Source organism: Pectobacterium sp. HCp5_1 (assembly GCF_032905925.1).
GTDB lineage: Bacteria > Pseudomonadota > Gammaproteobacteria > Enterobacterales > Enterobacteriaceae > Pectobacterium > Pectobacterium brasiliense_A.
Genome location: NZ_JAUMIO010000003.1, coordinates 107,370 through 132,415 on the forward strand (window position 1 = coordinate 107,370; position 25,046 = coordinate 132,415).

Sequence of the window (25,046 nt, forward strand, 5' to 3'; positions counted from 1 at the left end):
TATACAGGTGATGTCCAGCGACATCACCTCTATACCCGTCATACTTCAAGCTGCTTGTGCGTTGGCTTCCCTTTCTCACCCCAGTCACTTACCTGAGTAAGCTCCTGGGGATGAAATGAGAGACATCCTGTCTCTCACCGAAGGCCAGCCGTTGGCTGGTCAAATTCGTTCCCGACGAATTTGTCGCGCCGTTGCCGCCTTCATGAAACTCGAATTATTTAGGGTATATAAAATAAGGGGAAAATGGATTACTGCTCGTTGCCGGAGGCAGAGACCACGCGGTTGCGTCCTTCTTGCTTGGCTTGATACAGGGCTTCATCTGCCAGCTTGAAGGTGCGATCGATTGGCATATTGCTGACGCCCGGTTCCCATAGGGCAATGCCTAATGAGATGGTGATATTGCCCACGACAGGAATGGTCGATTCCTGCGTGCGTTGGCGTAATCGTTCGGCAATGTTGATAGCCTCATTCAGACTGGTTTCGGGCAGCAGTACCAGGAACTCTTCACCGCCGCTGCGGCACAGAATGTCGGCATCGCGTGAGCTGGTGCGAATAAGCTGTGAGAGATAGCGGATGACGTTGTCGCCGACATCGTGGCCGTGGGTGTCATTGATGCGCTTGAAGCGATCGATATCCAGTGCGATGACTGCAAAGCTTTTTTGCCCCATTTGCCAGTAGCGGAGCACGCTATCCAACCCACGACGATTGAGTAGTTCGGTCATGGGGTCTGAATGTGCTTCTGAACGCAGCTTACCAATTTTGCGCTGGAGTAAATCGATACCCAGCAGCATGGCCTGTTTGAGCTGTGAGGCTTCGAAATACCAGGAGTGTATATTTCTGATGTCGTCGGAGACATCGAGTGCATCCATCTTATTGGCACTGCGCGCCAGCAGCCACAGAGGCTGGGCGATGAGTCGGGCCAGCAGCCAGACGCAGAAGATGGTCAACAGTGCGAGTGGAAGCGTGTGACGCAGTACGTTCAGCATCAGGCTATCGAGCGGTTTTAGCGTGATGTCCGTCGGGCGAAGCGCCACAATTTGCCACTGTGAGGTGGCTTCAACGGCGTAACCCGCCAGCATGGTTTCACCCAGATAGTTCACCATATGCTGGCTGCCATTATTTTCGTGATACGCATCGATCTTCAGATTATTAGTTTCTGTTTTGCCAATACGCTCCATGTCACGGTGATACAGCATTTTTTTGTTCTTATCGGTGACATAAATATAAGAACCATCGCGGTAATAGTGTTTGTCTAAGAGCGTATTGAGCACACTGGGATGCTTAAGATAGATCGAGCCACCGATAAACCCCTTATAGCGGCCATCTCGTGTGAATATCGGCGCAGATATCAGCACGATGAGGTTATTGGCGGCGGATACATAGGGCTGGCTGATAAGCGGCTGTTTTTCTTTCAAGGCTTCGAGCGCGCCTTCTGATGTCAGATTTCTCCCGATTAATTGGAACGTATCGGGTGACGTGGCTCTGACGATGCCTTTTTCATCTGCAATGACGACTGAGTTGAAATTGCTGGTCTGTAACCGCAGTCGCTCGGCTTCTTTAAACAGGCTGGCCTTATCATCCATTTGGGTAGCGACGATATTGGCGCTGTAGGCGAGCTGCTGCTGGGATTCTTTAAAGAAGGAATGGGTCATTGCCGCGAGCTTGGTGGCGTAAACGCGGTTGGCTTCAAGGGTGTTATCAATCAGCAGCTCTCGTTGGACGCGATAGCTGGCATAAAAACTGTTTGCCAGTGTTACCAAGGCGCTCGCCACTGCCAGGAGTAGGATAAGACGTCGTAATCCGAAATGTTTGAATAGTTTAAAAAACATAGTGGCAGTGTGGCACGATGGCAAAAAATGACCGCTATCATAAGTGTTGATGCCCGTCGGTGCAAAAGAATTGACCATAAAACAACATTACTGAAGTGGTGCTAACGGCTTGAATTGGAAAATGATATTGCGTCTGCCTTGATAAGGGGAATAGTTGATATTTATCAGAACGTACAGGCTTTCTATACCTGCGAGCTGAGATCGTTTCAACGTAGGATAGATAAATCATGCTACATATTTTCGGTAGGATATTGCTGGGTTTCGTGCTAGCGGACGGAGATCAATATCGCCTGAGAGACGAAATCGCGTGGTAATCCGGTGTGTTGGATTTTTACATTAATCCTAATCGGATGATGAGGTGAAATCAGGAGTTGACGGCTTCTGCTATGATCCAGACAATCCTTGTTTTTATAACGTACGGGTAGATTTTATGGAAGCGTGGCTGGATCATCTGGTTACCCAATCGCTAGCGTATTCACTGATCGCCGTCATGCTGGTTGCCTTTCTCGAATCTCTGGCTTTGGTAGGGCTGCTGTTGCCGGGAACGGTGATGATGGCAACGCTGGGAGCACTGATCGGCAGCGGACAAATGGGGCTTTACCCGGCGTGGGCTGCAGGGATTATCGGTTGCCTGCTAGGGGACTGGATTTCCTATTTTATTGGCATGCGTTTTAAGGCACCGCTGCATAACTGGTCTTTCCTGAAAAAGCATCAGGCGTTGCTGAGTAAAACCGAATATGCCCTGTATCAGCACCCGATGCCGACGATACTGATCGGGCGTTTTGTCGGGCCGACGCGTCCGCTCATCCCGATGGTGGCGGGGATGCTGGGGTTACCGCCTTATAAATTTGCTGTACCGAATATCATCGGCTGCCTGCTGTGGCCGCCAGCCTATTTCTTACCGGGCATTTTGGCTGGCGTTGCGATTGATATTCCCGCGGGGACAAACAGCGCAGGATTTAAGTGGCTGTTGCTGATTACTGCCATCATGCTGTGGGGCGCTGGCTGGCTAAACTGGCGCTGGTGGCGCAGTGATAAGCGTAAACATCATGACTGGTTTAGCAGAAAGATGCCGCTCAGACGCCTGCGCTGGGTCGCGCCTGTGATGTCCGTGGCAGCGGTTGCCTTGCTGATCGTACTACTACAGCACCCGCTGATGCCAGTTTACCGTCATCTGCTATGGCAGGTGTTAAACGGGTAATGTTGGGCAGGCCGGGAAAGACCCGGCCAAGCCAGTTAGCAGTAAAACTCGGCGACCTGCTCGAAAATACGCATTTCTTCACCGTGACGGCGAACCTGAAGGACGTCTTCCAGCTTTTCCACCTGACTGATCATCTGCGGTAGCCGCTGGTCATCTTTGACCAGTAGCCAGATGCGGCTTTCTTCACCGTTGGCCAGCGGCATACACAGAATGCCTTCCACGTTAAATGCCCGGCGGGCAAACAGGCCGCAAACGTGTGACATGACGCCGGGATGGTTGCGCACAGAGAGTTCTAGCGTGACCTGATTTGAAGTTGGTTGAGTTGACGAAGTTAGTTGAGTTGACATAGTCATTAATCTCCGATCATATCGATGTTCGCTGCGCCCGGTGGCACGATGGGTAACACTTTTTCATTGGCGTCAATAAGTACGTGGATCAGCGCAGGACCTGGTTGATTGAGCATCTCTTGCAGCGCGGCCTGTGGGTCGGCGGCGGCGTTCAGATCGCAAGTTGCAAAGCCAAACCCTGCGGCAATCGCGAGGAAATTCGTGCTGTAGCGGTAATCGGCTGCGAAGATGCGTTTCTGGAAAAACATATCCTGTTGTTGGTGAACCAGACCGAGCGATTGGTTGTTCATCAGGACGATTTTTACGTTGAGTCCTTCTTCTGCCGCGGTCGCCATTTCCTGAATATTCATCATCAGGCTGCCATCACCCGAGAAACACACCACGGTGCGATCCGGTTCAGCCAGCGCCGCGCCAATCGCCGCAGGCAGGCCAAAACCCATCGTCCCAAACCCGCCGGATGTCAGCCACTGGCGTGGACGACGCAGCGGATAAGACTGTGCGACCCACATCTGATGCTGGCCGACATCGGTCGTGATGATGGCATCATCCGTCAGCGCCTGTGCCGTGGCCTGAACCAGACCATAATGACTCAATGGATCGTCAGCGCCCGGCATGCTGAACGGAAATTCCTGTTGCAGACCACGGACGGTGGTGCGCCATACGTCACGCTGCTGCGGCGTAATCTGTGGCAGCAGCTGATCCAGCGCCTGTGCGACATCCGCGTTGATCGCCACGTGCGGTTGGCGGATCTTGCCCAACTCGGCGGGATCGATATCGATGTGAATGATGCTGGCCTGCGGGCAAAACTGTTCCGCTTTACCAATCGCGCGATCGTCAAAACGCGCACCCAACACAATTAACAAATCTGCCTGCTGTAAGATCAGATTGGTTGATCGTGCGGCGTGCATACCCAACATCCCGAGCGACAGAGGGTGATCGACGGGCATGGTTCCCAGCGCCATCAGCGTCATGGTGGTTGGCAGGCTGGAGCGTTCCGCCAGTTGAATCGCTTGTTCGTGCGCGGCGCTGCTAATGATCCCACCGCCCAGATAGAGCACCGGACGCTGAGCCGCATTAATCATGGCCGCAGCACGCTCGATTTCCTGCTGGGCGATGGCGGGCGGCGTATCGAGAGGGAAGACGTCCGGCAGTTCGCTCAGTTCAATGGTCGCATTCTGAATGTCTTTTGGAATATCAATCCACACGGGGCCAGGGCGGCCCGACTGCGCGATGCGAAAGGCTTCCGGGATCACGCGCGGCAGTTCGTTGATGTCGCGAACCAGATAGTTATGTTTGGTGACGGGAATAGAGATGCCGTAGGTGTCGACTTCCTGAAACGCATCGGTACCGATCATGCTGGAAGGCACCTGACCAGTGATACACACCAGCGGGATCGAATCCAGTTTGGCATCGGCGATGGCGGTGAGCAGGTTGGTCGCCCCCGGTCCGCTGGAAGCCATACAAACCGCCGCGCGTCCGCTGGCTCGCGCCATGCCTTGTGCCATAAATCCAGCGCCTTGCTCGTGGCGAGCCAGAACGTGGCGAATAGTCTTACTCTGACCCAGTGCATCATATAACGGCAGGGCCGCGCCGCCGGGAATGCCCGCTACGGTGGTGATGCCCTGCTGTTCGAGCAGCCGAACAATTAACTGAGCGCCTGTATAACGCATGTTTACATCCTTCATCAGGGCCGGTGCGGTGTCGGAGCGGGGAGGGTAAAAACAAGAAACCCCGCTCGGCTTGCGCCGGCGGGGTTTGAGAATCTTCGATTCGGAACCCGTTACGGCGCGCTGCCGACGACGACCACGACGACCACGCGCACGACGACGACCGCGTCAACATGCGCGGTGCTTAGTAGTGCTGAAGTGGAAGAAGAATAGTGCGTCACGGGAATCCTATTTATGTTCTAGTGAATTATTTATGGCCGAATGTTGTGTTCGAATGAGTTATTCACTCGCCAACTCATATAAGCACAGCAGTACAAAAAGACACAATACCTACAAGGGATAAAAACTGAATATGTCGAATTGGTCACAGTATACCCGTCATACTTCGAGTTGCATGTGCGTTGGCTGCGCTCAAATACTCGGCCCGTCGTGGGCCTCGCCCTGAAGGGCCGCTGCAAGCAGCGTTCAAATCTGCTCCCAGCAGATTTGTCAACCGAATCACTTACTTGAGTAAGCTCATCGGGATTCCCTCACTTGCCGCCTTCCTGAAACTCGAATTATTTAGGGTATATATTGGTATTTCACCGCACGATTACCGCCTGATTTTTCGCCGTATAACCGAGAGAAGCGTGACTGTTTTCACAATTGGAACAGGGTTTCAATGTTATAAATTATAAAATAATCATTGGGATAGTGGGTGGTGATAAATGGGCGTGTCCCGAGCGGTAGGGAAAGGCGTATTAAGCGGTATCTTATTGATGGCAATGAGTATCGGCACGGCGATGGCCTGTCAGGCTGGCCCTGCTAACGAATGGAAACGGGGTATTGAACAGCAGCGTCAGGCGGATTTGGGCAATGGCTGTTATCTCAATCCGATTATTGCGGGCGATCATCCTGACCCCACGATTATCAAAGACGGGGATGACTATTACATGACGTTCTCGTCATTTGACGACATCCCCGGGCTGTTGATTTGGCATTCTCGCGATTTAGTGAACTGGGAACCGCTTGGCCCAGCAATAACGACGCCTGTCGATGCGATCTGGGCACCGGATTTGGTGAAACACAACGGCAAGTATTATATCTACTTCACCACAAACCGGATTATCGACGCCAAAGGGACGAAAAAGAAGACGCTGTATGTGATTACCGCCGATGATATCCACGGCCCGTGGACGCTGCCGAAGGATACGGGCTTGAAAAACCCGGCCAGCGATCCCGGCCACGTCGTGGGAGAGGATGGCAAGCGTTACATCTTTATGTCTGGTGGCAACCGCGTGCAATTAACGGACGACGGGCTGTCGACGGTCGGCGACATGGCGGTGGTCTATCAGGGATGGCAGTACCCGGAAGAGTGGGATGTGGAAAGCTTCTCGCAGGAAGGGCCTAAGATGCTGCGCCACGGCGACTACTTCTATATGGTGCTGGCGGAAGGCGGAACGGCTGGGCCACCAACCGGGCACATGGTGATTGCCGCGCGATCTAAATCGATCAACGGACCGTGGGAAAACTCGCCGCATAACCCGATTATCCGCACGCAGGATCGTTCAGAGAAGTGGTGGTCACGCGGTCATGCGACGCTGATCGACGGGCCGGATAAAAATTGGTACATGGTGTATCACGGCTATGAAAACGGCTTTATGACGCTGGGGCGGCAGGCGATGCTGGAGCCAATTGTCTGGGGCGATGACGGCTGGTTTACGTCTGCCGGATTTGATACCGGCAAACCGATTCGCAAGCCGACAGGGGGCGAAGCGGTGCCTCACGGCATTGGCTGGTCTGATAGCTTTACCGACGAGAAATTTCCGGCACGCTGGCATTTCTACCGCGCCAATGCGGAAGAGCTAAAGCGGGTTACGCTTAGCGACGGCAAGCTGCACTTGAAGGCAAAAGGCACGTCGCCGAAAGATAGCGCGCCGCTGACGATGATCCCCGGCGATCAGGCTTACCAGATTGAAGTGACAGCGAACTTTGCTCCCGGCGCGCAGGCTGGTTTATTGCTGTTCTACAACGCGAAGCTATATGTCGGGCTGTCGTTTAATCAGGATGGCACCGTCATGCATCGCTACGGGCTGGAAAGGGCGGAGAAGAAATTGCCGCATATTACGGGCAATGAGGTACAGATTCGGATGAAAAACGATCGCCATATCGTGACGTTCTACACCCGAACCTCGGATCAGGAACCGTGGAAAAAATACCCGGTGCAGATGGAAGTGTCCGGCTACCATCACAACGTCGCGTATGATTTCCTCAGTCTGCGGCCTGCCCTGTATGCTTCAGGCGAAGGCGAGGTGACGTTCAGCAACCTGCGCTACCAGGCGTTGCCTTAGCTTCTCAATCCGAAGACGGACGTGAAATTCCCAGGATGGCGGCTGCTTCAGCGCTGCCATCCTGTAGCGCCTGAGTCGGCCCGTCATAATAAATCTGTCCGTCCACGATCAGCACCGTACGCTTCGCGATCCGCATGGCATCATCCAGATTGTGAGACACCATCAACAGCGTGAATTCACGCTCCTGACACACGCTCTCAACCAGATCGAGCATCTCCTGACGCAGCGCAGGATCGAGCGCTGAGAAGGGTTCATCCAGCAGCAGAATAGGCTGGTGGCGCACCAGACAGCGTGCCAGTGCCGCGCGCTGGCGCTGCCCGCCGGACACCTGCGACGGCAGACGATCCAGAAGATCTGCCAGACCGACCCGATCGGCGATCTGCCGTAACGTTTCACGCTGTGTGGCACTCAGTCGCAGGCCGGGATGTAGCCCCAGCGCGATGTTCTGTCCGATCGTCAAATGAGGAAACAGGTTATTTTCCTGAAACAGAATCGACACCGGTCGTTTAGCGGGAGGTGTCTCGCGGTGAGGTTCGCCGTTAAGCCGTAATTCCCCGCTGTCTGCCATCAGGAAACCGGCAACCAGATTCAGCAGTGTACTTTTCCCTGCGCCGCTAGGGCCGAGGATGGCGATGCGCTCGCCCGGTTTGACGTGAAAATCAAAACGCATGGGCAAGTGCTGATAAAAGTAGGTCAATTTCTCAAGCGCGATCATGACGGCCTGCCAGTTTCTCAATCAGGGTAAATAACATAAAGCACAGCAGCATTAAGAGCAGCGCCGTGACTGCGCCGTCGGCGCTGCGATAGGAACCAATTTGCTGGTACAGGTAGAACGGCAGCGTGCGGAACTGCTCATTGCCGAACAGCGCGATAACGCCGAAATCCCCGATCGACAGCACGCAGGCAAAGGCTAACGCCTGCGCCAGCGGCTGTTTCAGCGCGGCGAGTTCGATCAGCTTCAATCGCTGCCAGCCGCGAATATCCAGTGACGTGCAGAGTCGGTTGTAACGCTCGGCAACGTCAAGCATGGGGTTTTCCAGCACTTTGATCGCGTAGGGAATCGCCATCAGCGCGTTGGTGAACACCACCAGTGCGTAAGGGGATTGCGGCAACCCGATGCTGTTATTCAGCAGCAGGAAAAAGCCGGTTGCCAGCACAATACCGGGCATGGCGAGGATGAGCATACCGCTCAGGTTCATCAACTGCCCGTAGAGTGGCTTCTGGCGTAGCTTGAGCTCGCGGCTGCTCCAGAGCAGCATCATGGTCAGTACCAGACACAGGAGTCCTGCGCCTAAGGCGATGCGCAGCGAGGTAAACAGCGTTTGCCAGAGCACAGGCTGTTGCAGCACGGTAACCAGCGATCGGTTCACGCCATCTACTACCACGGCCAGCAAAGGAGGGACGACCAGCAACAACAGTGCACCAATCAGCACGCCATCGGTGAGGCGGCTTAAAGCGCTATCTTGCGGGTTGCGCCAGGCAAGCTGTTGTGTGCTGCCGACGGGCAGAATGCGCCCCAGCCGCTGGCTCAGCAGTACCAAACCAAGACAGCAAACCATCTGGATTAACGCCAGCAGCGCCGCGCGCCCCGGATCGTAATCAAAGCTTAATGCCTGATAGATAGCCAGCTCGATCGTGGTTGCCTGCGGGCCGCCGCCCAGCGACAGCACGGTGGCGAAGCTGGCGAAGCAGAGCATAAAAATCAGCGCGCCAGTGGGTAAAATCTGCCGGCGCAGGGCGGGCCATTCCAGCAGCCGGAAATGCTGCCAGCTGTTCATGCCCAGATTCGCGGCCAATTGACGCTGCTCGGTAGCGATGCCTTCCAGCGACTGCAACAGCAATCGGGTTGCCAGCGGCAGATTAAAGAAGACGTGCGCCAGCAGAATGCCCTGCAACCCATAGGGCGAAAATGTATATTTCAGGTCAAACCAGCCCAGCGCAGAGGCCAGCCAGCCTTGGCGACCGTAAACGCTGAGCAGGCCAAAAACGGCGACCAGCACGGGCAGCACCAGCGTCATCGCGCATAGGCGCAGCAGCCAGCGATGGCCGGGAAAGCGTCGCCGGTACAGCGCTCTGGCGAGAAACATGGCCGGAACGGTAGAGAACAGTGCGGAGAGAAAGGCCTGCCAGAAGGTAAACCGAATGACATGCCAGAGATAGCTGTCATGCCATAGCGTGCGCCACTGGCTTTCGGGTGCCTGTAGCCACAGGGCACCGAAAGCCAGTGTGGCAACGGAAATTAACAGCGTGGTGGCCAGTAGCCCTGGCCACAGACGTCCGCCGATCAGTGGCTGACGGCGCGTTGCCATGCCTGAATCCACCGCGTCCTTTGGTCAGCGACTTCCTGAGCGCTGAACTGCATGGCTTTTTCCGGCACCGCGAGCGTCGCGAAGCCTGCTGGCAGATCGGTTTTCACCGCCGGATACATCCAGTTTGTGGTAGGGATCGCCTGCTGGAACGTTGGGCTCAGGATGAACTGCATAAAGCGTTTTGCCAGTTCGGGATTTTTGCTGGAAGCCAACTGTCCGGCGACTTCAATTTGCAGATAGTGCCCTTCGCTGAAGGTCGCTGCCGCGTAGTTGTCTTTCTTCTCTTCAATGATGTGATAGGCTGGCGATGTGGTGTAACTCAGCACCAGATCCGCTTCCCCTTTCAGGAACAGACCGTAGGCTTCGCTCCAACCTTTGGTGACGGTAACGGTTTTTTTCGCTAGTTTCTGCCAGGCTTGCGGCGCATCATCGCCATACACTTTCTGCATCCACAGCAGCAGCCCCAGTCCTGGCGTGCTGGTGCGTGGATCCTGATAGATCACTTTCCACGGTTCGTTGCTGTCCACCAGCTCATGTAGGCTTTTCGGCGGGTTCTTCAGCGTGTTTTTGTTATACACAAACGCGAAATAGCCGTAGTCATAAGGCACGAACGTCTTATTGTTCCAGCCGCCCGGCACCGTGACGGCGCGGGTGTCCAGATTGTGTGGCGCAAACAGGCCGGTTTGTTCCGCCGCCTGCAACAGGTTGTTGTCCAGCCCCAGAATGATATCCGCTTTGCTGTTCTTGCCTTCCATACGCAGACGGTTCAGCAGTGAGGCACCATCTTCCAGCGCGACGAAGTTCAGCTCGCACTCGCACTCTTTTTCAAACGCGGTCTTGATGACAGGGCCTGGACCCCACTCGGAAGCGAATGAATCGTAGGTATATACGGTAAGCGCAGGCTTGGCGAACGCCGACGCTGAGAGCAGTAGCAGGCAAGACAGGCTGGTTTTCAGCACGGTGGCTGAACGCGGTAATAATTGATTTAACACTTTGCACTCCTGAGAATCATAGGGTGGCAAAGGACTTTGAGGCAGCAATGAGCAGCACTCTCAAATCCCTTCGCCGGTATTAACCGGATCAGGTTCGACGGGTATCTTCTCAGCGAAAAATATTTCCGCACCCCGTTGAGAACGGCACATTGTAAAGGGTTAAGTCGGGCAGCGAAAGGCTCTCAGCGTTCCGGCGGCGCGAACCAGGCGGATTTAAAATCAAACCAGCCCAGCATATTCATCCTGACGCCGCGCATACTGCGCTGCCCCTGAAGCTGTAGCCAGTGATGCAGAAGAGGGTGCAGTTGGCCGCTGGCGATCAGCTTTTCACACCACTCTGCCATCGGCAGCGAGTGATTGCGCCACTGCTGCGCGTCCGCGTGCAGATCGTCATTCAGACAGTGCTGCGCCAGCGGGAGTTCGTAGAGCATCGCGAACAGGGAGAATTCGATCGGCAGGTAACAATTCAGGCTACCAAACCAGATATCGCTGTCGGCATTGCCCTGATACCAGTCTTCGTAGCTGACCGTCTGAATATGTAATGTGACGCCGTGTTGTGCCAGCAGTGTGTGCATTATCTCGCTTAATATCCGATATTCAGGGTGTGCCTGATAGAACGTGAGCGTGACGTCCGTTAGCCCTTTCGGCATGGATTGTGGTACATCGGGATGGTGATGGTGCCAGCGCGGCAGCAAACTGTAGGCGGGAGACCAGTCACGCTGGTTGCTGATATTGGCGTGGTTGAGTAGCGAAATAGGGTTAAAGACCTGCCTGAGCCATCGCTGAGCTTCCGGTCGTGATGCTAACGGCGAACGCTTATCGAACAGCAGGAAATAGCCGCCTTCTTCCATCCGGCTTTCCAGCTGTTCGTGACGAGAATTGTCAGACTGGAGTTGGATAGATACCGGCATTTCCTCTGGCTCGTCGGGCAGTACCCAAATATTGACCTCATCAATGAGCGCCCGATAGCCAAAATAATCATCGAAGGCGCGGATCTTTAGCTGGTTGCTATTATTGCGCACCACGGCGTAAGGGCCGGTGCCAATTGGGTGTTGTGCAAAATCGGGTAGCGTTTGCCATTCCTGCGGCAAAATCATGGCGTGCACGCTGCCTAATAACCACGGCAGCCAGTTATCCGCGCTGTTCAGCCGGATATCAATCACGAAGGGCATCGGTGATGTGATGGTTTCAAGGTGCGAAAACAGCGGCGATGCGGTGAGGCGCTTGAGGGAGGTGATGACATCCTCCATCGTGAGCTCGCGACCGTGATGGAAGCGGATGGCCGGACGCAGATAAAAACGCCAGTGCAGCGGGGCCAGCATTTGCCAATGGTGAGCAAGATCGGGTTTTAGTTCCCCATTTTCCTCATTTATATTGGTCAGCCCGCTAAAAATTTGCCGTGCAATGTGCATTTCCGAACGCCGCAGCGCCGAACCTGGCTGCAGGTTGCGTAAGGGGCGGTAATAGAGGATGCGCAGAATATGTTTTCCCTGCCGGAAACTCCGTCCAAGATGGGCAAGTAACATCTGGCGTACCGCTTCTTTATCACCGACCAACTGCACCAGTTGCTCAATGCGATCCTGTTCCAGCAAATCCTCGGCGCGCCGCTGCTGTAGCGCCAGTCCGGTATAAACAAACGATAGCTGAGAGCGTTTTCCCCTTCCGGCTTCTGCCTGCCAGATCAGCCAGCCTTCCTGCTGCATCGCGTTCAGCAGTGAACGGATATGACGTCGGGAACAGTTCAGTACCCCGGTTAGCTCTTGCAGCGTGGTGTCGGTGGTTTGCCCCTGAAAGTGCTGCCACAGGCGGATGAACTGTTGTTGCAATCGAGGAGAAGACATAAAAGAGGAACTCCCTGCACTAAAGTCATCAATTTATCTTTCCCTATATTACGTCGATACTTTCCAACAAGGAAAGAGAGGAGGTGGCTTATGGCGATTTCCCGTTTGTATCGGTTCTATCAAACCTACTTATCGACCTGTAAGGCAAAGTGGTTGCGATGGATGTCTACCCAACAGCGCGTTGCATTATTGCAGCAGGCAACGCAGTGGCACCTGAACGACATGTCTGATGAAGAGTACCGTCATTGGCTCTAGGTGGTGCGAAACAATTTATTCTGAGTAAAACAATTTATTCTAAGTAAAACAATGTATTCTGAGTAATGGTGATGTTTCACCAGCCAGCGAGTTTTTCGCTGGCTTTTTTTATGGTGTTTACCTGCCGCTAGCTTTGTCTGCTGCGGGTGGTTTGCAGGGTAGTGAGGTATCAGCGGCGTTGTTTACGTGATGATTGGTTCACGTAATGGCTTGCCTTCGCTGAGCAGTGCACAATAACGTGCTAATTCGTCCTGCTGGTGGGCATTGCGTATCTGTAAAGCCAGATTAATCGTGGCAAGCTCCCGGGCGTTATCGGCTAATTCTTGGGGGATTTTTTTTTGTTTGGCCAGCCAGTCGGCGACATCGCTCCATTCCCACAGCGGTGATGTACCGCGTAAGCGCTGGACCGGAGAGGGGAAATCGCCCGCACCGCGTTTTCCATCTTTGAGAAGCGCAATAGCCTGACGCGACAGCGCAGACAAGGCTGCGATATCACTGATCCCAACCCAGACTGCATCGACGGAGTGGACTTTGGCCTGGATGCCTGCGGACTCGATATCATGAATAGCATTGATAACCGCGGTAGAAAAACGGGGGCTTTCTCGATCAAATTCGAGATAGACGGCGCTGCCATAGAAGCAGATCAGAGCGTCGTCGCAGCCGCTGGCAAAAAGCGCATCTTCCAGCCCAGCCGTATCTGCGGAAACGCCCGCTAGCGTGAGAGAAAAGTGATACGTTGTCATAAATTCCTCGGTAAGCCGTATAGACCTTCTATTGTTTCAACGTTATCAGGCAGCTATCGACATTGCGGCGGATCTGCTTTGCGTGATTTTCCGGGACTGATGGCGTGGACCAAATACTCATCATATGGGTACTGTGATCCGGCGTGCCACAGATAAGTCTGCCAAATGCATGCCCGTTGCTGGGATAAAAACGCCAGCCTTGCGCTAGTGCGTATTCAATAGCTGCCTGAATATGCTTATTTGGATGTTTTTTCATCGCTATATAGGGTCATGGTAAAGTCGTGTGTTGACAATTGTCAACGCTGGTGTTGGTCGAGAATGAAATATACCTGCTTATTTAGCTGACATTTAAACGGCGCGATCGGCCTGCGCGCAGCTTCGCAAAAGCAAATTGAAGAGGAAGACTGGAAAGGAAGCATGCCCGCAGAGAAAGACACCGGGCATGCTTACAGCGGGTTATTCCACTGGTTTTAGACGGGCGACAAAGTGCCGCAGCACGGGGGGCTCATAGGTGAACGTTAACCCTTTAATATCGCTGGCACGGGCTTTTAATGCGATAAGGGCATCTGCAATGTAGTCCATGTGGTCGTTGGTGTAGACCCGGCGTGGGATAGTCAGACGCAGTAGCTCAAGTGGTGACGCTTTCTGTTGCCCGGTGTCTGGATCGCGTCCTAGCAGAAGTGAGCCGATTTCAACGCTGCGGATACCGGCTTCCAGGTACAGCGCATTGTTAAGGGCCTGCGCAGGGAATTGCTCTGGCGGAATATGAGGCAATAGCCGTGCCGCATCAACAAAGACAGCGTGTCCTCCAACGGGATACTGAATCGGAATTCCACCGGCTTTCAGGCGTTCTCCGAGATAGGCGACCTGTCCAATACGGTAGGCCAGATAGTCTTCGTCCATCCCTTCTTCCAGCCCGATGGCGAGTGCCTCCATATCTCGTCCAGCCAGTCCGCCGTAGGTGACGAAACCTTCCATCGGGACGCAGCGAATGCGCACCTCGTTAAACAGGTCCTCATCGCTGCGGAAACAGCACAGCCCCCCAATATTCACCATTGGGTCTTTCTTCGCGGACATCGTCAGCATGTCGCCGTATTCATACATTTCATGCACGATGGCTTTAATGGATTTATCCGCGTAGCCCGCTTCGCGCTGCTTGATAAACCAGGCGTTTTCGCAGAAACGTGCCGAATCAATCACCACAGGGATCTGATGCTGCTGTGCAATACGGTAAACGTCACGCATGTTGCTCATCGAGACGGGCTGTCCGCCTGAACTGTTGCAGGTTACCGTGGTGATAATGGCGACGACATTCTCCGCGCCATGCTGTGAAATCACGCTTTGTAACTGGTCCAGATCGAAATCGCCTTTCCAGTCATAGGCCGTGTTCGTATCAAAAGCTTTTGGTGTGACGACGTTAATGGCCCGAGCGCCATTTAGCTCGACGTGCGCAGCGGTGGTATCGAAGTGGAAGTTGGAAATGAAGATGGGCTTTTTCGCGCCGCCAGCACGCTGTTTCTTGGCTATCAGACACGGAAATAAAATCTGTTCCGCGCCGCGCCCTTGATGGGTGGGAATCGTAAACGGGTAGCCCAGCAAGGTTTCGACTTTTTCGCACAGATGATAGTAATTGCGTGACCCTGCGTAAGCTTCATCACCCATCATTAAACCGGCCCACTGGCGGTCGCTCATCGCGCCAGTGCCAGAATCGGTCAACAGGTCGATGTAGACGTCTTCGCTACGCAGCAGGAAAGGGTTGTACCCCGCCTCTGTCAGGGCTTTTTCACGTTCCGCCTGCGTTGTCATGCGGATATTTTCTACCATCTTAATGCGGAATGGTTCAGGGATGCGTTTCATGCCATAGATCTCCAGAAAAAAGAATTCCGTCGCGACACGTTATGTGACGCCGAAGTAAGGAATGCAGGAACAGGAAATGATCAGCGTGGCGCTGATTCAGGCATGAGGCGGACGAGGGAAATCATTGGTGAGGCGATGGTCGATGTTGAACCAGGCCCGGCAATCGCCAGAGATGCTTAAACGGTAACGCTGAATAGTGCGCGCCATAGGCTCCTCTCACACATTGAGTTGAACGTTTTCAGCATAGTACGTCCGCGGGAAAATACCGTGATCGAAATGGCAACTCGGCTTACTGCTTTTTCTCGGCGTGTGACGCCTTGTGTGCTCATCGTGCGGGGTAATGTGGGGTTCTGTATTCAGGATGACGAAATAGTGAATCAGTCAGTAATATTGAATGTTAAAGCGTGTTTATTCTCAATAAAAAAGAATGACGCCGTTAATCTATTTTTTTCTCTTATAATTAATATTAATGTAAGAATAATGACTAAAATAATTCACTAATTGAGTGTAATGGTTTTTATTATAAATTGTTTTTTGGGGAAACTATTTCTTTTGAAATCATAGGTGGTTTTTTGTGATGACGCTCCTATGGATAAAATTATTTTTTATAGCCCATTGTTTTTTATCTTGCGTTTAACGCACATTGTCACAATCTTTAAATAGTCTGTAACATATAGCAGCATTTTATTTTTTCTTGCTTACCAGCAATTTACTTCACAGCAATTTTTTGAATAACTCGACGGATGTAAAAATGAGCGATGTTCCTTATCAGTCAATAGCGATTTACGAAAAACCAGAACCTTGGCACGCTGCACCTGGTGTGCACAATATTAAACTGACGCCCCTTTTCGTCATTGTTTTTTCTGGTGTTTTACTTCTTTTTGCCTTGGCAGTTTCCACATCGTCCTATTTTCTTAAACAGGCTGAACAATCGTTAAATAGTTCGACGTTGGAATTGAATGTTCGAATGGAATTGGTTGATAGTGCTAATCATATGCGTGCAGCGCGTATGAATTTGCTCCATGCTGTGAATCACTTACGTAATGGTCTTACGGATAACTACAATGCGAGTATGAAAGCGGCAGAAGAACGTCTGTCGCTGTCTCAGCAAATGTTTAATGGGTATCAAAATAGGTCAGTTCGCTCAAATGTTGAACTCGCCCGCGATAACGAATTAAAAGCGCGCTATGGCGATTATGTTGAACGCGGTATTAAACCCATGTTTGACATAGCGAAGAAGGGCAATGTTGAAGAACTCAATGCATTTGAGTCGACGACCCTGTCTAAATTGGATGATGAGTATGATGTGCCGTTGAAAGCGTCCTATCTTTATCGGGTTGAGATGGCAAAAAATATTAATGTGACGGCTGAACGGAATTCGACACTGGGTTATACGCTCATGTCGGGTGCCTTTATTTTAGCTATCGTGTTAACGGGCATGACGTTCTTCGTCATTCGTCGGGTCATTATTAATCCAGTGCAGTATTGGGTGTCACGCATACAGGCCATCGCGCACGGAGATTTAACGCGCGCGAGTGTGGATGTCGGACGCAATGAAATCGGTATTTTGGGGAACAACATCCAGCAAATGCAGGATTCGCTCTCCGAAACAGTTGGCTCGGTACGCGACAGTGCGGAGTCGATTCACAGCAGTTCGACGAAAATTGCCGTCGGTAATACGGATTTGTCTGCACGAACAGAGCAGCAGGCTGCGGCGTTGGCGGAAACGGCGGCCAGCATGGAGCAGCTCACGGCTGCCGTGAAGCAGAATACCGATAATGCGCACCATGCAAGCGTTGTGGCAACGGAGACCTCAGCCAAAGCGGTGAACGGTGGCGGCATTGTGGAACAAGTTGTCGGTTCTATGGATGACATTGCCAAGAGTTCAGGCAAAATTTCTGAGATTATCTCGCTCATCAATGGGATTGCATTTCAGACCAATATTCTGGCGCTGAATGCGGCAGTAGAAGCTGCCCGTGCGGGTGAGCAGGGTAAAGGATTTGCGGTAGTCGCAGGAGAGGTGCGTAATCTGGCACAGCGCTCGGCTAACGCCGCAACGGAAATTGCCGCACTGATTAAAGAATCCGAAGCCAGAGTGGCAGAGGGGACGACGCTGGCATCCGAAGCGGGTAAAGCGATGGCCGAGATTGTGGCTGAAATTAATAATGTCACCCGCATCATGAATGAGATCGCGCTGGCGTCTGATGAACAGAGCAGTGGTATCAATCAGGTGTCGTTAGCGATATCAGAAATGGATCGCGTCACGCAACAGAACGCAACGCTGGTGCTGGAGGCTTCCTCGTCTGCTGCATCGCTCGAGCAGCAGGCCGAACGGTTGAATCTTGGCGTGTCCCGATTTCATCTGATGTAACCCGGTTGGTAAAAGACATAAAGACGAGAATGCGTCATCAATGGCCAGCGGCTTTGTCGCTGGCTTTTTTCGTTGTTTTTTCGAGCATGGGGATGTGAACCCGCTTCTGATAGAATCAGTGAAACAGGTATGCTGTTTCTGGCTATAAAGAAGTACGCCTATGTCGCTTCCGCCAGAGCAATTTTGTACAAACGATAAGAGGATTCACACGTGCATAAAAAGCCGGTAGTGCAAGAGCAAACACATTTCAGACACCTGGAGGCATTAGGTGGTCTGGATATGTTGCAGGCGCAGTACTACCAGCAGCGTTTTCCTCGCCATGTGCATGATACGTATTGCATCAGTGTGATTGAGCAGGGGGCTCAGCGTTTTTATCGTTCCGGTGCAGAGCACGTTGCGCCCAAAGGCGACATCATTCTGGTGAACGCGGACGATGTACACACGGGGAGTTCGGAGGTCGAAACCGGCTGGGCCTATCGCGCCATTTATCCGCATCCCGATCTTTTTCTCTCGATTAATCAGGATCTGCAACGCTCAAAGGATTCCATCCCGTGGTTTCCCGACGCGGTTGTTCACGATCCTGGGCTGTCGGATCAACTGCTCATGACGTTCAATATGCTCGCTCAGCCGGGCAATATGCTCTTGAAAGAAACGCTGCTGTTGTCGTCATTAACCTGGCTGACGATGCGCTACAGCAAGACGCGTCTGACGCCACAGATGCTGCCGGTTGCGACCCAAAATATATTGAACGTTAAAGTGTTTATGGACAGCTATCCTGAGAGAGAACTGGCTCTCGTTGAATTGGCTGCGCTGGCCGAACTCAGTGTGTGGCATTTCCTACGACAGTTTAAAGCGGTGGTGGGGATTACGCCTCACGCCTACTTGATTCAGGCACGGCTACGCAAGGCTAAGGCATTGTTGCGTAAAGGCGATGCGATCCTCGATGTTTCCGTACGGTGCGGTTTTACCGATCAGAGCCACTTCCATCGCCATTTCAAAAACTCGTTGGGGCTGACGCCGGGCGAGTTTGCTAAAGGCAATCTGTAGTTATACTCGGCCCCTATTCTGGGGCGCAGCAAATTCATCCAATACTCTTAAAAAACGTTTTGTTAGTTTTCCGCTATCGATATTTTTATGGTAGTGCAATGTTATATGGAAAACACCGTAGCCCGTTCATCGTCTGAATCAAAAGACACTGTTAGTCCGTGGAAGCATTTTATGACCGGCGTGGTTGAAATGCTTCCGCTCTGTTTGTCCGTGGTGCCCTGGGGAATTTTAGCTGGCTCTATGGCTATCCAGTCGGGATTATCCGTTGGGCAAAGTATCGGGATGTCCGCGATTATTTTCGCGGGGGCGGCGCAGCTCGTTTCGCTGGGCTTACTCATGTCCGGGGCGAATGTCGCGACGCTATTAATCTCCGTTTTTTTTATCACCGCACAACATCTGATATATGGCCTGACGTTACGCGAATATGTTTCAACGTTGAAATTGAGAAAGCGCCTTCCTATCGGTTTTTTATTATCAGACGAGCTTTTTGCACTCAGTGAAAAGAAAGACAGAAAGAACAACGTTAGTACCAGCTATTTAATTGGTGCGGGTTTCACCTTTTATATTTTTTGGAATATCTTCAGTATTCTTGGCGTGGTCATGGCGTCATCTGTGCCCGATTTGGATAAATATCATCTTGATTACTCTATCGTTGCCACGTTTATCACCATTGTTGTGCCGATGATAAAGAAAATCAGCACCTTTTCTGGCGTCCTGTTTTCTCTGCTGTTGTCGATGCTGTTGACCTATTTCAAGGTAGAAGGTGCGATTGCTATTGCTGGCGTCGGCGGCATGTTTTTCTCTGTGTTCGTTGCGTCTGTGCTTAAGGAAGAAAAATGAGCTGGTTATTGATATTCGTTTTGGCAGGGATCGTGTTTTTTAATCGCTATATTTTTCTTGAGCCCGCCGTACCGGTAAAAATTCCGGTGTTACTCCATCGTGCATTAAAGTATTCAGCACCTTGTTTACTCACTGCGATTTGCGGACCGATTATTTTAATGGACCACGGCGTGATTCGCGCCTTTCCTGATAACCCGTATTTTCTCGGCGCGATAGTGAGTGTCGTAATTTCATTCTTTATCAGAAATATTGTGGGCGCGGTGCTCTTGAGTATGCTGGCTTTTTATCTGATAGCCTCGCTGCTGTAATCCCCCCATTCTTCCAAAAGAAAAAGCCCGCAGTAAAGTGCGGGCTTCGGGCTATCTGTAATCTTGAATCAGTTCAAAAATGCAGGCTGATTCTTTTCATACTCGGTAATAGACGCTTCGTGTTGCAGCGTCAGGCCGATGCTGTCTAATCCGTTGATCATGCAGTGACGGCGGAAGCTGTCGATTTCGAACGGGTAGCTTTTGCTGCCCGCCTGAACAACCTGATTTTCCAGATCAACGGTGAAGTTAATCCCTTCTTGCCCGTCAACCAGCTTGAACAGCTCGTCCACTTCCTCGTCGCTCAGTTTCACCGGCAGCAGCTGGTTGTTAAACGAGTTGCCGTAGAAGATATCGGCGAAGCTTGGGGCGATAACGACTTTGAAGCCGTAATCGGTCAGCGCCCACGGCGCGTGCTCACGGGAAGAACCGCAGCCGAAGTTTTCCCGCGCCAGCAGGATACTCGCCCCTTTATAATGCGGCTGATTCAGCACAAACTCAGGGTTAGGCTGTTGGCCCGCATCATCCAGAAAGCGCCAGTCGTGGAACAGGTGTTGGCCGAAACCGGTACGCGTCACCTTTTGCAGAAACTGCTTGGGAATGATGGCGTCGGTATCGACGTTAGCGGCATCCAGAGGAACCACCAGACCTGTGTGTTGAGTAAATTTAGCCATGTCGGTTTCTCTCTTAATTCAACTCGCGGACGTCGGCAAAGCGACCCGTCACTGCCGCTGCCGCAGCCATTGCCGGGCTGACCAGGTGGGTGCGGCCAGCGCGACCCTGACGGCCTTCAAAGTTACGGTTGCTGGTTGATGCACAACGCTCACCGGGGTTCAGACGGTCATTGTTCATCGCCAGACACATGGAGCAGCCCGGTAAGCGCCACTCAAAGCCCGCCTCGATGAACACTTTATCCAGCCCTTCCAGTTCCGCCATGGTTTTTACTGGGCCGGAACCGGGGACGACGATAGCCTGAACGCCAGCGGCGACTTTACGCCCTTTGGCGATTTCTGCCGCAGCGCGTAAATCTTCGATACGCGAGTTGGTGCAGGAGCCAATGAAGACTTTATCGATCTTCACGTCAGTCAGTTTAATGCCGGGTTGCAGATCCATATAGGCCAGTGCTTTGGCCGCGGAGGCGCGTTCTACCGGATCGCTGAAAGAGTCAGGGCTAGGGATTTCCTGATTGACGGCGATAACCTGACCGGGGTTGGTGCCCCAGGTGACCTGCGGCGCGATCTGAGCGGCGTCCAGCGTGACGATCGTGTCGAACTGCGCGTCATCATCGGATTTCAGCGTGCTCCAGTACGCAACGGCGGCATCCCAGTTGGCATCTTTCGGTGCAAACTGACGGCCTTTCAGGTAGCTGAAGGTCGTCTCGTCCGGTGCGACCAGACCTGCCTTCGCGCCCATCTCAATCGCCATGTTGCACAGCGTCATACGGCCTTCCATGCTCAGTGCACGAATAGCGGTACCGCAGAATTCAACCACATGACCAGTGCCGCCTGCGCTACCGGTTTTACCGATGATCGCCAGCACGATGTCTTTCGCGGTGATGCCGTGTGGTGCATCGCCGGTGACTTCAATCTTCATGGTTTTAGCGCGACCCTGCTTCAGGGTTTGCGTCGCCAGCACATGTTCCACTTCCGACGTACCGATACCGAAAGCCAGTGAGCCAAATGCGCCGTGCGTTGCCGTGTGCGAGTCACCGCAGACGATGGTCATGCCCGGCAGCGTCATCCCTTGTTCAGGCCCGATAACGTGAACGATGCCCTGATACGGGTGGTTCAGGTCATATAACTGAACGCCGAATTCCGCACAGTTTTTGATTAATTCCTGCATCTGAATGCGGGCCATCTCGCCACTGGCGTTGATGTCTTTGGTCTGCGTGGACACGTTGTGGTCCATCGTCGCGAAGGTTTTCCCCGGTTGACGAACCTTGCGGCCCATCGCGCGCAGGCCGTCGAAAGCCTGCGGGGAAGTCACTTCGTGTACCAGATGTCTGTCGATGTACAGCAGCGGCGTTTCGTTCGGCGCTTCATGAACCACGTGCGCTTCGAACAATTTTTGATATAACGTCTTACCCATGGTTATGCCCCTTGCGCGACAAAACGCGCAATCACGTCGCCCATTTCATTGGTGCCGATCGCGCTGCCGGTGCTTGCCAGATCGGCAGTACGGTAGCCTTCAGCCAGTGCGGTATTAACGGCTTTTTCGATCGCTTCTGCGGCATCATCCGCACCCAGGCTGTAACGCAGCAGCAGCGCCAGCGACAGAATCTGTGCAATCGGGTTGGCAATATCTTTACCGGCGATATCCGGCGCGGAGCCGCCAGCCGGTTCGTACAGGCCAAAGCCTTGTTCGTTCAGGCTTGCGGAAGGCAGCATGCCCATTGAACCGGTAATCATGGCGCACTCGTCGGACAGAATGTCACCGAACAGGTTAGAACACAGCATCACGTCAAACTGAGACGGATCTTTGATTAACTGCATTGTCGCATTATCGATATACAGATGGGACAGCTTCACATCGGGATAGGCTTTGGCAACTTCATTCACGATCTCGCGCCACAGAATCGAGCTTTGCAGCACGTTGGCTTTATCGATGGAGGTCACGATGCTGCGACGTTTGCGAGCAGATTCAAACGCGATGTGCGCGATGCGCTCAATCTCAAAACGGTGATACACCTCGGTATCGAAAGCGCGCTCATATTGACCGCTACCTTCACGACCTTTTGGCTGGCCGAAGTAGATCCCACCCGTCAGTTCGCGGACGCACAGGATATCAAAGCCTTTCGCGGCGATATCGCTACGCAGCGGACAAAACGCTTCCAGCCCCTGATACAGACGAGCAGGACGCAGGTTGCTGAACAGTTTGAAGTGCTTACGCAGAGGCAATAACGCACCGCGCTCCGGCTGTTCTGCCGGTGGCAGGTGTTCCCATTTTGGGCCGCCCACGGAACCAAACAGAATCGCATCGGCCTGCTCACAGCCTGCAACGGTCGCCTGCGGCAGCGGTGTGCCCTGACGGTCAATGGCGATACCGCCAACGTCATATTCGCTGGTGGTAATGCGGATGCCAAAACGCTGACGTACCGCATCCAGTACTTTATGGGCCTGCGCCATTACTTCCGGGCCAATGCCGTCTCCGGGTAAAACGGCGATATGGTAGCTCTTTGTCATCACACTGTTTCCTGACTGTTTTGTTGTTTGCTATCGTTTTGTTGTTGGTTACTGTGCTGCTGCAGACGTTGAATTTCTTTTTCTACCTGCTGAGCACGTTTGATGTTGTTTAATACATTTACCATTGCCTGCGCGGAAGATTCAACGATATCCGTTGCCAGACCGACGCCGTGGAAACGACGCCCCTGATAATCCGCGACAATATCAACCTGACCCAGTGCATCGCGCCCCTGACCTTTGGCGGTCAGTTGGTATTTGACCAGCGAAACCTGATAACCCGTAATGCGGTTGATCGCCTGATAAACGGCATCCACCGGACCATTACCCGTTGCAGCTTCTGACTGGGTTTCTTCGCCGCAGATCAGTTTGACAGAGGCGGTTGCCATCACGCTGGAACCGGACTGAACGCTGAAATAATCCAGATGGTAGAACTCAGGCTCTTCCTGCTGACGGCTGATAAAGGCCAGCGCTTCCAGATCGTAATCAAAGACCTGACCTTTCTTGTCCGCCAGTTTCAGGAAGGCAGAGTACAAATCGTCCAGATTGTAATCGCTGTCCTGATAGCCCATCTCTTCCATGCGGTGTTTCACCGCGGCGCGACCGGAACGGGAAGTCAGGTTCAACTGGACTTCTTTCAGGCCGATGGATTCCGGCGTCATGATTTCGTAGTTTTCACGGTTCTTCAGCACGCCATCCTGGTGAATACCAGAGGAGTGAGCGAAGGCATTGGCACCCACAACCGCTTTGTTAGCGGGGATAGGCATATTGCAAATCTGGCTGACCAACTGGCTGGTGCGGTAGATTTCCTGATGATTGATATTCGTGTGGACATTCAGGATGTTATGGCGGGTTTTGATCGCCATGATGACTTCTTCCAGTGAACAGTTACCCGCGCGTTCGCCGATACCGTTCAGCGTGCCTTCTACCTGACGTGCACCTGCATGCACTGCCGCCATGGCGTTGCCGACGGCCAAACCCAGATCGTCGTGGGTGTGAACAGAAATAATGGCTTTATCGATATTAGGAACGCGTTGGTACAGCGAGGAGATGATGTTGCCAAACTCATGCGGCATGGTGTAGCCGACGGTGTCAGGAATATTGATGGTGCGAGCGCCGGCGTCGATGGCAGCTTCAACCACGCGACACAGGTCTGGGATTGGCGTGCGGCCCGCATCTTCGCAGGAAAATTCAACGTCGTCTGTGTAGTTACGCGCGCGTTTGATCATGTAAATGGCGCGTTCGATCACTTCATCCAGCGTGCTGCGCAGCTTCGTGGCGATGTGCATCGGCGAGGTCGCGATAAAGGTGTGGATACGGAACGCTTCTGCGACACGCAGCGCTTCTGCGGCGACATCGATGTCCTTCTCGACGCAGCGAGTCAGGCCACAGACACGACTGTTTTTGATGTTACGGGCGATCGTCTGAACAGATTCAAAGTCGCCGGGAGAGGAAACAGGAAAGCCGACTTCCATGACATCAACACCCATACGTTCCAGGGCGAAGGCAATTTGCAGCTTTTCTTTTACACTCAGACTCGCCTGTAAAGCCTGCTCACCATCGCGTAATGTGGTATCGAAAATAATGACTTGCTCGCTCATCGGTTTAGTTCCTTGTCGTGTCTACTTGTACTTGGCGCTCGGCGAGTAAAAAAAAACCCGCGCATCAGCGCGGGTTTTTGTATCGTGTGGCGAGAAACTTAGTTCTGAACTCTGCCCACAAACCTACCGCGCAAGAAGGATGCGTTTAGTAGTAGGCCTAGTAGGACAGTAAAGTTGAACATGGTGTCTCGTCATCTAAAATTCGGTGTTCCTTTATTGGTACGCGATTATCAGGGTTATGTCAACTTTTGATTGGTGTGATGTGCATCAAGTAAACCAGCGATAGCCTGCGTCGAATGAACGAAAGATCGTTGCGGTTTTGAACAATGACG

23 protein-coding genes and 1 riboswitch are annotated in these 25,046 nt (G+C 52.8%); of the genes, 7 read left to right on the forward strand and 16 right to left on the reverse strand.

Annotation, left to right across the window (positions count from 1 at the left end; translation table 11 throughout):
• Window positions 1-248: 248 nt before the first annotated feature.
• Complete coding sequence (locus Q3A88_RS03315) at window positions 249-1,829, reverse strand: sensor domain-containing diguanylate cyclase (protein WP_317177453.1); 1,581 nt, start codon at window positions 1,827-1,829, stop codon at window positions 249-251.
• Window positions 1,830-2,259: 430 nt separating this feature from the next.
• Between Q3A88_RS03315 and Q3A88_RS03320 the strand changes: the two genes are divergently transcribed.
• Window positions 2,260-3,030, forward strand: coding sequence for a DedA family protein (locus Q3A88_RS03320; RefSeq protein WP_014916681.1), 771 nt, complete (start codon window positions 2,260-2,262; stop codon window positions 3,028-3,030).
• 35 nt (window positions 3,031-3,065) lie between these two features.
• Here the strand turns inward: Q3A88_RS03320 and ilvN are convergent, their stop codons facing one another.
• The 3 genes from ilvN to Q3A88_RS21870 form a co-directional block, all read right to left on the reverse strand.
• Window positions 3,066-3,377: an acetolactate synthase small subunit gene (gene ilvN, locus Q3A88_RS03325; RefSeq protein ID WP_039517747.1), complete on the reverse strand. Its 312-nt coding sequence runs from the start codon at window positions 3,375-3,377 to the stop codon at window positions 3,066-3,068.
• Window positions 3,378-3,382: 5 nt separating this feature from the next.
• Window positions 3,383-5,047, reverse strand: a complete 1,665-nt coding sequence (gene ilvB / locus Q3A88_RS03330; RefSeq protein WP_181393540.1) for an acetolactate synthase large subunit — start codon at window positions 5,045-5,047, stop codon at window positions 3,383-3,385.
• Window positions 5,048-5,157: 110 nt separating this feature from the next.
• On the reverse strand, window positions 5,158-5,265 hold the full coding sequence (locus Q3A88_RS21870) for an ilvB operon leader peptide IvbL (RefSeq protein ID WP_015731251.1): 108 nt from the start codon (window positions 5,263-5,265) through the stop codon (window positions 5,158-5,160).
• Between the two features lie 486 nt (window positions 5,266-5,751).
• Between Q3A88_RS21870 and Q3A88_RS03335 the strand changes: the two genes are divergently transcribed.
• Window positions 5,752-7,374, forward strand: coding sequence for a family 43 glycosylhydrolase (locus Q3A88_RS03335; protein WP_110162385.1), 1,623 nt, complete (start codon window positions 5,752-5,754; stop codon window positions 7,372-7,374).
• A gap of 4 nt (window positions 7,375-7,378) precedes the next feature.
• Here the strand turns inward: Q3A88_RS03335 and thiQ are convergent, their stop codons facing one another.
• The 4 genes from thiQ to sgrR all read right to left on the reverse strand — a co-directional run bounded on the left by thiQ (window position 7,379) and on the right by sgrR (window position 12,516).
• Complete coding sequence (thiQ, locus tag Q3A88_RS03340) at window positions 7,379-8,089, reverse strand: thiamine ABC transporter ATP-binding protein ThiQ (RefSeq protein ID WP_110162386.1); 711 nt, start codon at window positions 8,087-8,089, stop codon at window positions 7,379-7,381.
• Window positions 8,076-9,683: a thiamine/thiamine pyrophosphate ABC transporter permease ThiP gene (gene thiP / locus Q3A88_RS03345; RefSeq protein WP_039555365.1), complete on the reverse strand. Its 1,608-nt coding sequence runs from the start codon at window positions 9,681-9,683 to the stop codon at window positions 8,076-8,078. The genes thiQ and thiP overlap by 14 nt, the downstream gene beginning before the upstream one ends.
• Window positions 9,659-10,642, reverse strand: a complete 984-nt coding sequence (gene thiB / locus Q3A88_RS03350; protein WP_317177454.1) for a thiamine ABC transporter substrate binding subunit — start codon at window positions 10,640-10,642, stop codon at window positions 9,659-9,661. The genes thiP and thiB overlap by 25 nt, the downstream gene beginning before the upstream one ends.
• An 80-nt stretch (window positions 10,643-10,722) precedes the next feature.
• Window positions 10,723-10,820: riboswitch (TPP riboswitch) on the reverse strand.
• 37 nt (window positions 10,821-10,857) lie between these two features.
• A complete protein-coding gene (gene sgrR, locus Q3A88_RS03355) occupies window positions 10,858-12,516 on the reverse strand; it encodes an HTH-type transcriptional regulator SgrR (RefSeq protein WP_317177405.1) in 1,659 nt (552 codons plus the stop codon).
• Between the two features lie 90 nt (window positions 12,517-12,606).
• On the opposite strand from sgrR, the gene sgrT reads away from it, so the two are divergent.
• Entirely contained in the window at window positions 12,607-12,771 is a 165-nt protein-coding gene (gene sgrT, locus Q3A88_RS03360; protein WP_039521610.1) for a glucose uptake inhibitor SgrT, read from the forward strand.
• 182 nt (window positions 12,772-12,953) lie between these two features.
• Here sgrT and Q3A88_RS03365 read toward each other — a convergent pair whose 3' ends face one another.
• From Q3A88_RS03365 to tnaC, 4 genes are all read right to left on the reverse strand, one after another.
• Entirely contained in the window at window positions 12,954-13,514 is a 561-nt protein-coding gene (locus Q3A88_RS03365) for a hypothetical protein (RefSeq protein WP_317177406.1), read from the reverse strand.
• Window positions 13,515-13,542: 28 nt separating this feature from the next.
• Window positions 13,543-13,770: a hypothetical protein gene (locus Q3A88_RS03370; RefSeq protein ID WP_014916669.1), complete on the reverse strand. Its 228-nt coding sequence runs from the start codon at window positions 13,768-13,770 to the stop codon at window positions 13,543-13,545.
• Window positions 13,771-13,970: 200 nt separating this feature from the next.
• Window positions 13,971-15,371 carry a tryptophanase gene (gene tnaA / locus Q3A88_RS03375; RefSeq protein ID WP_039497944.1) on the reverse strand — a complete coding sequence of 467 codons (1,401 nt, stop codon included), beginning with the start codon at window positions 15,369-15,371 and terminating at the stop codon, window positions 13,971-13,973.
• Window positions 15,372-15,467: 96 nt separating this feature from the next.
• Window positions 15,468-15,578, reverse strand: coding sequence for a tryptophanase leader peptide (tnaC, locus tag Q3A88_RS03380; RefSeq protein ID WP_072010003.1), 111 nt, complete (start codon window positions 15,576-15,578; stop codon window positions 15,468-15,470).
• A 544-nt stretch (window positions 15,579-16,122) separates the two neighbouring features.
• On the opposite strand from tnaC, the gene Q3A88_RS03385 reads away from it, so the two are divergent.
• The 4 genes from Q3A88_RS03385 to Q3A88_RS03400 all read left to right on the forward strand — a co-directional run bounded on the left by Q3A88_RS03385 (window position 16,123) and on the right by Q3A88_RS03400 (window position 19,937).
• The gene (locus tag Q3A88_RS03385) at window positions 16,123-17,742 is read left to right on the forward strand and encodes a methyl-accepting chemotaxis protein (RefSeq protein WP_317177407.1); all 1,620 of its coding nucleotides are present in this window, start codon (window positions 16,123-16,125) and stop codon (window positions 17,740-17,742) included.
• Between the two features lie 210 nt (window positions 17,743-17,952).
• Window positions 17,953-18,789, forward strand: a complete 837-nt coding sequence (locus Q3A88_RS03390) for an AraC family transcriptional regulator (protein WP_317177408.1) — start codon at window positions 17,953-17,955, stop codon at window positions 18,787-18,789.
• A gap of 105 nt (window positions 18,790-18,894) precedes the next feature.
• Entirely contained in the window at window positions 18,895-19,629 is a 735-nt protein-coding gene (locus tag Q3A88_RS03395) for an AzlC family ABC transporter permease (protein WP_110162391.1), read from the forward strand.
• Complete coding sequence (locus Q3A88_RS03400; RefSeq protein ID WP_039465790.1) at window positions 19,626-19,937, forward strand: AzlD domain-containing protein; 312 nt, start codon at window positions 19,626-19,628, stop codon at window positions 19,935-19,937. Before Q3A88_RS03395 ends, Q3A88_RS03400 begins: the two co-directional genes overlap by 4 nt.
• 68 nt (window positions 19,938-20,005) lie before the next feature.
• On the opposite strand, the gene leuD is transcribed toward Q3A88_RS03400, so the two are convergent.
• The 4 genes from leuD to leuA are packed head-to-tail and all read right to left on the reverse strand — an operon-like array spanning window position 20,006 to window position 24,714.
• A complete protein-coding gene (gene leuD / locus Q3A88_RS03405; protein ID WP_039526799.1) occupies window positions 20,006-20,608 on the reverse strand; it encodes a 3-isopropylmalate dehydratase small subunit in 603 nt (200 codons plus the stop codon).
• A 13-nt stretch (window positions 20,609-20,621) separates the two neighbouring features.
• Complete coding sequence (gene leuC / locus Q3A88_RS03410) at window positions 20,622-22,022, reverse strand: 3-isopropylmalate dehydratase large subunit (protein ID WP_014916661.1); 1,401 nt, start codon at window positions 22,020-22,022, stop codon at window positions 20,622-20,624.
• Between the two features lie 2 nt (window positions 22,023-22,024).
• On the reverse strand, window positions 22,025-23,116 hold the full coding sequence (gene leuB, locus Q3A88_RS03415) for a 3-isopropylmalate dehydrogenase (protein WP_010298064.1): 1,092 nt from the start codon (window positions 23,114-23,116) through the stop codon (window positions 22,025-22,027).
• The gene (leuA, locus tag Q3A88_RS03420) at window positions 23,116-24,714 is read right to left on the reverse strand and encodes a 2-isopropylmalate synthase (protein ID WP_317177409.1); all 1,599 of its coding nucleotides are present in this window, start codon (window positions 24,712-24,714) and stop codon (window positions 23,116-23,118) included. The genes leuB and leuA overlap by 1 nt, the downstream gene beginning before the upstream one ends.
• Window positions 24,715-25,046: the final 332 nt, after the last annotated feature.

Excerpts from the sequence above, each read along its gene's own strand:
- Q3A88_RS03315 (WP_317177453.1), bottom strand. The coding sequence starts at position 1,829 with ATGTTTTTTAAACTATTCAAACATTTCGGATTACGACGTCTTATCCTA.
- Q3A88_RS03320 (WP_014916681.1), top strand. The coding sequence starts at position 2,260 with ATGGAAGCGTGGCTGGATCATCTGGTTACCCAATCGCTAGCGTATTCA.
- ilvN (WP_039517747.1), bottom strand. The coding sequence starts at position 3,377 with ATGTCAACTCAACTAACTTCGTCAACTCAACCAACTTCAAATCAGGTC.
- ilvB (WP_181393540.1), bottom strand. The coding sequence starts at position 5,047 with ATGCGTTATACAGGCGCTCAGTTAATTGTTCGGCTGCTCGAACAGCAG.
- Q3A88_RS03335 (WP_110162385.1), top strand. The coding sequence starts at position 5,752 with ATGGGCGTGTCCCGAGCGGTAGGGAAAGGCGTATTAAGCGGTATCTTA.
- thiQ (WP_110162386.1), bottom strand. The coding sequence starts at position 8,089 with ATGATCGCGCTTGAGAAATTGACCTACTTTTATCAGCACTTGCCCATG.
- thiP (WP_039555365.1), bottom strand. The coding sequence starts at position 9,683 with ATGGCAACGCGCCGTCAGCCACTGATCGGCGGACGTCTGTGGCCAGGG.
- sgrR (WP_317177405.1), bottom strand. The coding sequence starts at position 12,516 with ATGTCTTCTCCTCGATTGCAACAACAGTTCATCCGCCTGTGGCAGCAC.
- sgrT (WP_039521610.1), top strand. The coding sequence starts at position 12,607 with ATGGCGATTTCCCGTTTGTATCGGTTCTATCAAACCTACTTATCGACC.
- Q3A88_RS03365 (WP_317177406.1), bottom strand. The coding sequence starts at position 13,514 with ATGACAACGTATCACTTTTCTCTCACGCTAGCGGGCGTTTCCGCAGAT.
- Q3A88_RS03370 (WP_014916669.1), bottom strand. The coding sequence starts at position 13,770 with ATGAAAAAACATCCAAATAAGCATATTCAGGCAGCTATTGAATACGCA.
- tnaA (WP_039497944.1), bottom strand. The coding sequence starts at position 15,371 with ATGAAACGCATCCCTGAACCATTCCGCATTAAGATGGTAGAAAATATC.
- tnaC (WP_072010003.1), bottom strand. The coding sequence starts at position 15,578 with ATGGCGCGCACTATTCAGCGTTACCGTTTAAGCATCTCTGGCGATTGC.
- Q3A88_RS03385 (WP_317177407.1), top strand. The coding sequence starts at position 16,123 with ATGAGCGATGTTCCTTATCAGTCAATAGCGATTTACGAAAAACCAGAA.
- Q3A88_RS03395 (WP_110162391.1), top strand. The coding sequence starts at position 18,895 with ATGGAAAACACCGTAGCCCGTTCATCGTCTGAATCAAAAGACACTGTT.
- Q3A88_RS03400 (WP_039465790.1), top strand. The coding sequence starts at position 19,626 with ATGAGCTGGTTATTGATATTCGTTTTGGCAGGGATCGTGTTTTTTAAT.
- leuD (WP_039526799.1), bottom strand. The coding sequence starts at position 20,608 with ATGGCTAAATTTACTCAACACACAGGTCTGGTGGTTCCTCTGGATGCC.
- leuC (WP_014916661.1), bottom strand. The coding sequence starts at position 22,022 with ATGGGTAAGACGTTATATCAAAAATTGTTCGAAGCGCACGTGGTTCAT.
- leuB (WP_010298064.1), bottom strand. The coding sequence starts at position 23,116 with ATGACAAAGAGCTACCATATCGCCGTTTTACCCGGAGACGGCATTGGC.
- leuA (WP_317177409.1), bottom strand. The coding sequence starts at position 24,714 with ATGAGCGAGCAAGTCATTATTTTCGATACCACATTACGCGATGGTGAG.